6 protein-coding genes are annotated in these 7,868 nt (G+C 43.2%); all 6 read right to left on the reverse strand.

Translation table 11 applies throughout. The annotated features are described in order from the left end of the window. Positions 1-207: 207 nt before the first annotated feature. Genes BIY37_RS04140 through BIY37_RS04165 form a run of 6 tightly spaced genes read right to left on the reverse strand, consistent with a single transcriptional unit; the run spans position 208 to position 6,450 of the window. Positions 208-1,836: an NADH:ubiquinone reductase (Na(+)-transporting) subunit F gene (locus tag BIY37_RS04140; protein WP_070066568.1), complete on the reverse strand. Its 1,629-nt coding sequence runs from the start codon at positions 1,834-1,836 to the stop codon at positions 208-210. After that, positions 1,833-2,162, reverse strand: coding sequence for a toxin-antitoxin system TumE family protein (locus BIY37_RS04145; RefSeq protein ID WP_070066569.1), 330 nt, complete (start codon positions 2,160-2,162; stop codon positions 1,833-1,835). Before BIY37_RS04145 ends, BIY37_RS04140 begins: the two co-directional genes overlap by 4 nt. A 13-nt stretch (positions 2,163-2,175) precedes the next feature. After that, entirely contained in the window at positions 2,176-3,591 is a 1,416-nt protein-coding gene (locus BIY37_RS04150) for an Rnf-Nqr domain containing protein (RefSeq protein WP_070066570.1), read from the reverse strand. Further along, positions 3,585-4,328, reverse strand: coding sequence for an RnfABCDGE type electron transport complex subunit G (locus BIY37_RS04155; protein WP_070066571.1), 744 nt, complete (start codon positions 4,326-4,328; stop codon positions 3,585-3,587). Before BIY37_RS04155 ends, BIY37_RS04150 begins: the two co-directional genes overlap by 7 nt. After that, positions 4,325-5,419 carry an RnfABCDGE type electron transport complex subunit D gene (locus BIY37_RS04160; protein WP_070066572.1) on the reverse strand — a complete coding sequence of 365 codons (1,095 nt, stop codon included), beginning with the start codon at positions 5,417-5,419 and terminating at the stop codon, positions 4,325-4,327. The genes BIY37_RS04155 and BIY37_RS04160 overlap by 4 nt, the downstream gene beginning before the upstream one ends. Beyond that, complete coding sequence (locus BIY37_RS04165; RefSeq protein ID WP_070066573.1) at positions 5,416-6,450, reverse strand: 4Fe-4S dicluster domain-containing protein; 1,035 nt, start codon at positions 6,448-6,450, stop codon at positions 5,416-5,418. Before BIY37_RS04165 ends, BIY37_RS04160 begins: the two co-directional genes overlap by 4 nt. Positions 6,451-7,868: the final 1,418 nt, after the last annotated feature.

Raw genomic sequence — 7,868 nt, forward strand, 5'->3', positions numbered from 1 at the left:
TTATCCAAAAAGAATATACCAAATGTAAAACGAGATTGCAATGCTTGGGTATCAAACACTTGATTTTGCTGGCTCCGCAGGCTGCATACCCCTCGAATTGCGAAAGTCGGGCTAGAGGGGGCTTTGTTATGAGAAAGGATACAATCAAAGTTCAATGTCAGAAGCCTGACGTTCCAGTCGGTTGTCTGTTGACACAGATATTTGCATTCAACTCTTATAGACGGAAAGCACCGATTCGAGTTCTTGTACAGATTTTCCTAGTGATTCTCTTACCTGTTCAAGAAAGCGGTAGCTTTCTTCGATCTTGTCTTTGAGTATCAATTGAATGATGAGGATTTGGCTAATTCTTTCGATGAGCTTATCGGCATCAAGCAAATTTAAACGGGAAATGGTTTCTTTGATTTCGAGCTTTTGATAGATCAGATCTACCGAAGGGGTGAGCGTTCCGGTAAAGTCGTCAAACAGGGCATGTTCCTTTTTTAAATTCAACTGGTTTGCCGCTGCGTCAATGACGGTGACGGTCATCGGTGACGGCCCGCAGAGGTAAAACACAATGTCCTGGTCCGGAGAGAGATATTTTCTCAGAAGAGGACCAATGAATCCAATTTCACCCTTCCATTGTTTTTCCTGATTATCCACAAATCCTCGTTCCTTTACGAGGAGTTTGGCTTCCAAAGAAAGAGAATGATAACACTGCTTGTCGATATCATTCAATTCGACGGGGTTATCGCCGCGAAATGCGCCGGAAAGCACCGGTACCAGTTTAAACCGAGGATTTTTTTGCTGCCAGATTAACCACTTGGGTAAATAGGCCATGGGAATATCCTGAAATCGTCTTTCCCCCAGGAAAAAAATGGCGGTATCCTGCCTGCCTTCACGAAACCATTGCTCTAAAAGTGCTAAAATAGGCGCTAAACCGGCGCCGCCGGCAACAAAGACGGCGGTGTGGGGTTCTTCCTTCAGGGTAAAATGGCCATACGGTCCCGTAAAACGGATCTTTTCACCCCAGAAAAAATTCCACAGACTTTTTTCTAAAAGATAATTATGCACACAAGCGGGTCCTATGCAGGGAGGACCGCCCTTTTCTATCGACATGTTCGGATGAGAGGGGGCCATACGAACAATGAGCTTCAGAAGGTCTGGTTCTGTAGATGCAAGTGAATAGCCCCTGTACAACGTTGTGCCGGGTACATAGGGAATAAACTCTTTTCCTAAAAGCTTACATGCCTCTTTAATGAAACTCTCATATTTTTTATAATATTCTTCAACAAAATCTTCCGGGATTGCCAACTGGATATATTGGCCTGGCTTGTATTGAATTGGTCTTGATGGTAACAGCCACATCTCCATCTTATCGCTGGTAATCGCCCGTTTCTTAATTACCCTGGCGGTGTATTTCCTGACATGCAAAGTGTCTTTCGGCAGATAAAGGCTTACATCCTTGTCTACCCTAACCTGGCAGGCCAACCGCGTATATCCATCGCCCGTTCCCTGTTCTAAAAATTTTCTGGCTGCCTCTCTCGTACGCATGTCAAAATGGGGGGTTTCTACCGCAGTATAAGTTCCGACATTCGTGTAGAGTTTTACCTTACATTGTCCGCAGGTGGCCATACCGCCGCACGCTGCCGGAATGTTAAATCCCCTGTTCTGAAGGAGTGAAAGCAGCTTTTCTCCGCCTTCGATATCGAGTTCCTTTTTATACTCATCATCGCTTACAACAGTGATCTTGCGTTTCTCACCACGGCCAAAAAATTGATAGATAATCTCGCTAAAGATGCTCAGCAGCAATACTAAAAAGGACAGGATACCTGCACCAAGGAGGAGAGATGTGATCATTGGTTTACTCCAAGCTTCGTTTCTATGCCTTTTAATTCTTCTTCCTGCACAATTTCATATGATTCTACCATCGTTCCTTCAAAAAGACGCTTGCAGTGAGGAAATGTTTTTACCCTTTGGTGTGGTACATTATCCCGCCAGGCATTTAATGCCTCGTCCTTTTCTTGCCAATGGTATGAATCGTTTTCATCCTCAAATTCTTTAAATGAGTTGTTATGTTTTTTCTTAAAAAGTTCTAAGGATTTTTTTATGGTCTGAATTTCAGAGATCGGATCCAATCTCACGAAATTAATAATTTCATTTTTATCTATTCCTATGGCCTTCATTTCTGTGCCCCATTCAAAAAATATGAATCATGCCTATACCTGTAAAGATAGCCGCCATCATGCCAAGGAGCAGGATGGCGATTGTATCTTCATCCCAGGCGGTCGTGGGGACAAAAAGACGCTGACGCCTGAGCAAGGCGAGCCACACGACAACCATCATCCAGTGAAGTCCATACCCAAACGCCGTTACGGTTGTGACGAGAAATTTTGCACCTGTAGGTATCGTAAACGTGGCACTGGCAAGGACAATGCAATTGACCGTGATAAGTTCCAAAAACTGTCCCATTTGTTCATAGATGTTTTTAGCGAATTTTCTTAAAAGAACGCTTAAGATTTGAACGAACACGGCGATGGTGACAATAAAAACGGTTAAGTAGAAGATATTTTCTAACCGGAGGGGGATTGGAGAATATCTTGATAAAAAATTGCTGCATCGCACCAGGATATACTGATATACTATCCAGTTTAGTGCAGTGGACAACGTTGTCACAATAATTACTGCAATTCCCATCTTCCACGCCGCATCTATCTGGCGTGATTTATTGATCAGGGGGCAGAGTCCTAAAAGCTTGCTCAGCACAATTCCATCGAAAAAGAGTGCATTCAGAAGCACAGGTAAAAGTATGATAAACTGCTGGTGCAAAGAGGGAATGGTTTTTATGTTGACAGCGAGGCTGAGAAAAAGACATATACCCAATCCTAAAGCAACCAGGGATGCCCTGGAGATCCCCCGTTTTGGGCGGGATCTGACAAGAGGAATTTCGCAATTGGAGGCAGAAGCACACTCACAAGAGGAAACTTCCGGGTATACGATTCCTGTCTTCAGGAGAAACGGACGAAGCAAGAGTCTGAAAGCGGCAAGGGCAAAAAATCCACCTACGGGGGTAACCATAAGAACCACCTTTGGGAAGGTGGCTGGCAGTACAGGAAAGCCCATGATCGCTCCAAAACCCAAGGGCTCTCTTAAAAATGCCAGCAGGATCAGGGCGATTGAGTAGCCGAGGCATGCCTTTAAAATCTTTTTTTGAGCTTCCCAAAAGTCAATCGTTAATCCCTCGGAGATTACCGCAAGCACGATACAATTTGTGGTAATCAGGTCGATATATGCCTTTATGTTTGCTGTAATTGTAGGAACAAAGGCCTGCGCAAAAAATCCAAAGATCGCTACAAAGACGGAGATGATAATCATTAAAAGGGAAATTTTATGATGCGTTCCTGCGGTAGATATCAGCCGTTTGAAAGGATAGACCACGCAAAAACTGCCAGCTGTTACCAGGGTTACACCAATGCCCATAGTCAGAGAATTTTCCAGTTTGTTCGTTACAGCCAGAGAAGAACAAAATCCAAGACCGGCACCTGCAGTCAAAATGAGATTGTCTCTCATAAAATATTTGGAAACTCTCCGTGCGGTTCGCTTTAAACCTACCATTTTACGTCCCTTTGACCTTCCCAAAATTCTTTCATGGCATCGTTAATAAACTCTTCTATTCCCCTGCTGGTATTTGTAGCACCGGTAATCGCTTCAACCTCGTTAGCGCCTTCAGCCTTTTTCCCCTTTATAACGAATATTCTGGGTCGCACCTTTTTGCCGATAAATTGCTTTTTGAACGAATCTTCAATGATCCTTCCTCCCAAACCCGGCGTTTCGCTATGGTCCAGTACCTCAATACCCTTGAGCGTTTCCAGATCGGGCTCAACACAGATAAAAAGTGACATGGTGCTCGATTTATTATAACCATATCCTATCTTGGATTCGACAAAACCAATACCCTGCAAATGTCCGTCTTTCATATATTTGTAAAATTTTCTCGCATGTTCGTCTTTCGGTTTTCCTTCAACTGTCTGTGTTCCAGCCGGCTGAACTTCCCATGTTGCCTTTGGTTCTTCAACGGTTATGTTTTTTCGAAAAACGTCCTGGATGTCTTTTTTATCAATGCTCTTGAAAGTAAAACCTGCAATCTTACGTTCTCTGACATGATACGGTATACTAAAAATATCTAACACTGCCTTTTTTTCCTTTGTGTCGTAGTATTCAGCAATTTTTGGGGCAGTAAAAACATATACGATAAGAAGCCCCGCACAGGGTAAAAAGGTAATGAAGAGGATAGACACGATCCGGGATAAAATTATTTTTAATTCTGCCGGATATTTCAATGGTATTCTCATAGACGATATCGTATTTTTACCATAAGCGATTGAATTGGGATAGCCAGAAGATTCATAAGCAAAATGGAATACATAACACCTTCAGGCAATGTGGTAAAGTCACGTATCAGCACGGTAACAAATCCACACCCTGCTCCAAAGATCCATTTTGCCGTTTGATTATACGTCGTGGTTATCGGGTCTGTAGCCATAAAAAAAGCCCCGAAGATTAATCCACCGCTCAGGAGTTGAAAGAGAGGTGGTGCAACAGTCTTCCCCATAATCAGGGAAAAAAATACGGAAAGGACAAATACGCTTCCTAGATAGGACACCGGTATTCTCCAATTCGCCACTTTTATTTTCATCAGCCACAATCCGGATATTATCAATGCAAGGCGGCAAGTTTCGCCGAGAGAGCCTGTTTCCGTACCCAACAACAGAGAAAGGTATGATGGGATTTCTCCGTTCGTCTTAAATGCTGTGAATGGGGTGGCATGGGTAACGGCATCCAACCCTGCATACGTCCCCTGCATGCCGGCAAGTGGCATTTGATAACCGGTAACCAGAAATGCGGGGAAACAAATAGTCAAAAACAAACGACTGAAGAGTGCCGGGTTTACCAGGTTGTTTCCTACCCCACCTAGAATATTTCTGAAAAGAATAGCCAGTGCTGCCCCTAAACCAACCAGCCAAAGCGGCGCCTGAGGCGGTAGAATAGCAGGAATAAAGAGGCAGGTAACAAAGCCTCCTTCGCTGATATGGTCCTCCCGCGCAATGATTACCCAAAGGACATCAACAATAAAAGTACCCGCAATAAAAGAAATGAGTAGTTTGGGGATTACGCATTGCCAACCGAACAGATACATTGCTGGCAATACCCAGCCACCCACTAATGCCACCAGAACGGCGCCCATAAACCGTTTCACGTCATAATTGTTTCTGATAAAGGGCAGTGTCTGTGTTGTCTCCTTTGGACTGCGAAGGAGTCCGTCAAATGCATCAAAAAGACCTCCAAAAAGAAAATGAGCAGTACGATGGGTGTGGATAAAAGACTCTGCTATGTTAAGACCCTTGTCCAGGAAGGGTTCTATTGGCTTAAGGAACTTTTTCATTCGTGTTTACCCAGTGCCTTGCACTCTATGATTATTTTCTGGAGTTCTAATTTCGATGGACAAATGAAACTGCACAGTCCGCATTCAATACATTTTCCCATATTATAAAGCCTTGCCTTGTGTTTTTCCCCTCGCACATAACTGTGATAATAAAGTGCAGGTTCTAAATCTACCGGGCAAATATCATCGCAGAAATTACAATAGACGCACCGTCGCGATTCCCCGATCAGGTTTGTCGTAAATGCCAACTCATCCGCCTTGAACATGGGAAACAGTGCCTTCCGATTCTTCTCTTCCAAAACTACGATGTTGTTAACAGACCAGTCAATTTTCTGCGAAAAATCGGTTATTTCTTTACCCCGTAAGGGGCCGTTTATGAACACACGGAACGTAACCGCCTCTCTGACCTTATTTTTCAGTATCTTTTCAACAGAGGTACCCAGTTCAACGTGAATAATTTCGTTTTCCCGCAAACCGGTGCCCGATAGGGCAAGATAGCGAGAAGTTACGTCTTTTCTCATAATACCCTGCTCATGCATGGCTGATATGGTTTGTGGGTCTAGTATTAAGATTCCAAACGGCTTCGTATCCTGGCCAAAATTCACATCCATACCCAAAACGATCTTTGTCAGGATGACGGGGTCATCCTGGGGATATTTTGCAGAAAGCGAAAATACCCTTATCCAATCTTCACCACCGGCAAAATTCCTTGCTTCCTCAACAACCCTGTCTTCTTTCTCTGTGATTGCAAGATAAAGCCTTGCATCCGAAAAATACGTCTTTTGTATCTCTTTTATCATGTTGAAGAATACGATAGTTTTATGTTTCAGGATTACCCAGTTGGGCAATGCCCACGGTTCTGTAGGGCAAAGATTCACAATAACATGCTTGATCTTCTGGCCGAAGACTGGAAACTGAAACGTTTCCGGCGTGCTGTCAGAGGATATCTCGTCTATAATATTGCAAACCGATAATGGGTAAGCATCCAGCAGATGAAACCCACCTTTAAAACCCATGGTTTCTTTTTTCATTGGTATTTCTTAATCTTGGTAAAATAGCTACAAGGCGCATGATACACAGCACAGCATAGCTGTAACCAGTCCCTGTGCAATACACGCAGGGACGGGATTAACCAGCCCGTCATCTCCTCCTTGCAATGGAGGGGAAAATGGAGTGGTAAAAAACTTCTTAAAAAAAGAAGTTTTTACAGGGTGATACTAGTACGATGAAGAAGAATTGCGATAACATATCAATAAGGGTTCAAGATGTCAAGCAAACTTATTAGCGTAATATACTGATTGAGCAATGATCTGAATCATGGACGTAGTTTTACAGCGTTTGATGGATCGCTTATCCGCCGTTTCATTTTTGATCGAATCCTTGGATTTTATACCGAACGCAAACACCCAAAAAGGTTCTTTCTATTTAAAGAAGGAAGAAAATGAAAAAAACTCGATTATATTTTTCTTATGCATCTGCCCGTTCCTTTGTATCACAGGTCTTTCCTGGAGTACATCTATTTACACCCCGCAGCCGCAACACTAAAAAGATTTTTGGTTTGTGAAGGTGGAGGAGGTGAAAAATAATCCAATGGCCAACCAGAAGGTGACTATGCCAGCCGACATTTTATGAATGAATCTCCTTTTGTTCTTCTTGACGCAAGGCTTCCGCAAAATTTATAGGCTATTGATAACAGGTGACTCATATGTATTTTGCAGTTAACCTTTTCCCAACCTGATTATACTATAACCTTTTGATAATGGCTGGCTTAAAATAAATTATGAGGGGAGAGTCTATAAAAAAAATTCCAATTGCCACTTTTCTACAATCTGCAAGTTATCGTTGAAACATCATTTTCCTGCCGTAAGTATTTTCTGATCTTTCAGTGTTTGCCTCTTTTAACGTTCCTAGATAAAACCTTTGGACCTCACGGATGTCCCTTGTGTGATGCCGGGCTGGAGATGAAATCCTCCGGCTTATGAACTGAAGGATCACGAGTTCGCATCAAATTCCGATGCCCTCTCAAGACTGACCGCATGGTCGCTGATAACTATCCTCAGGGGTGTCACATTCATCATCCTCATTTCATTCAGACAAAGGCCTGCGGCTGTACTAAATATCTCGATATTATCCGTGGATGCGCGCTCTCAGGTGTTACGAAACTCAGACTTATTCAAAGAGACTCGTAAGCTTCGCATTTCAGCCGTCTTGGTGATCGGGGGGCCGAGCAAACTACCCATTATAAACTGCGGATTGTTCAAAATCAGATGGACATTGCACACCTATCGATGAGTCTTGTTGCCTCAACCGTAGCTCTTATTCTCAAACAACCGGATAAGATCAGATGTCTGAGAACTTTTGCAGAACTACCACTTCTCAAACCGGGTGCTTAAGGTAACCCGACTTTCGCAATTCGAGCTGAAAAAAGGTTATTTTTAGGCATGAATCG

This window comes from Candidatus Brocadia sapporoensis (genome assembly GCF_001753675.2).
In the GTDB taxonomy this organism is placed as follows: Bacteria; Planctomycetota; Brocadiia; order Brocadiales; family Brocadiaceae; genus Brocadia; species Brocadia sapporoensis.

What these genes read in the sequence shown, in the direction of transcription:
- BIY37_RS04140 (WP_070066568.1), bottom strand. Translation starts at nt 1,836, where the DNA reads ATGATCACATCTCTCCTCCTTGGTGCAGGTATCCTGTCCTTTTTAGTA.
- BIY37_RS04145 (WP_070066569.1), bottom strand. Translation starts at nt 2,162, where the DNA reads ATGAAGGCCATAGGAATAGATAAAAATGAAATTATTAATTTCGTGAGA.
- BIY37_RS04150 (WP_070066570.1), bottom strand. Translation starts at nt 3,591, where the DNA reads ATGGTAGGTTTAAAGCGAACCGCACGGAGAGTTTCCAAATATTTTATG.
- BIY37_RS04155 (WP_070066571.1), bottom strand. Translation starts at nt 4,328, where the DNA reads ATGAGAATACCATTGAAATATCCGGCAGAATTAAAAATAATTTTATCC.
- BIY37_RS04160 (WP_070066572.1), bottom strand. Translation starts at nt 5,419, where the DNA reads ATGAAAAAGTTCCTTAAGCCAATAGAACCCTTCCTGGACAAGGGTCTT.
- BIY37_RS04165 (WP_070066573.1), bottom strand. Translation starts at nt 6,450, where the DNA reads ATGAAAAAAGAAACCATGGGTTTTAAAGGTGGGTTTCATCTGCTGGAT.